Source organism: Streptomyces sp. SP18CS02 (assembly GCF_036322365.1).
Classification (GTDB): domain Bacteria; phylum Actinomycetota; class Actinomycetes; order Streptomycetales; family Streptomycetaceae; genus Streptomyces.
Genome location: NZ_JAQYXC010000073.1, coordinates 1 through 483 on the forward strand (window position 1 = coordinate 1; position 483 = coordinate 483).

At 68.1% G+C, this 483-nt stretch carries 1 protein-coding gene; it reads left to right on the forward strand.

Annotated elements, in window-relative coordinates; translation table 11 throughout:
- Positions 1 to 287: 287 nt before the first annotated feature.
- Positions 288 to 483: hypothetical protein (locus PUR26_RS00360; protein ID WP_329868069.1), on the forward strand; the 196-nt coding region annotated here is incomplete at its 3' end.

The window sequence follows — 483 nt, forward strand, 5'->3', positions numbered from 1 at the left end:
AGTGCATTGATCAGTGAAATAGCTAGACTGGGTCGTGTTGATCTAGGGGGGGTCGGTGTCCTGAACATAGAGAGGGGGTGGCAGCCCTGGCGGGCGGCGCTGGGGGGGGGGGGGGCGGGGGGGGGGGGGGGGGGCGTGGGGCGGGGGGCGCGGCGCGGCGCGCGCGCGCCGCGGCGGGCGCGCGGGCGCCCGCGGGAGGGGGTGGGCGCGCGCGGGGTGGCGGGGGGGGGGGCGGGGGGGGGGGGGGGGGGCTGTTGGGGTTTGTGTGTGGGGGGTGGGTGTTGTGGGTGGTGGGTGGGGGGGGGGGGTGGGGGTGGTTTTGTTGTTGGGGGGGTGTGTTGTTTTTTTTTTTTGGGTGTTTTTTTTTTTTTTTTTTTTTTGTTTTTTTGTGTTGTTGGTTTTGGTTTTTGTTTGGGTGGGTGTGGGGGGGGGGGTGTTGTTTTGGGTGGGGGGGGGTGTATTACATCGCCGGGCCCCCCCCCC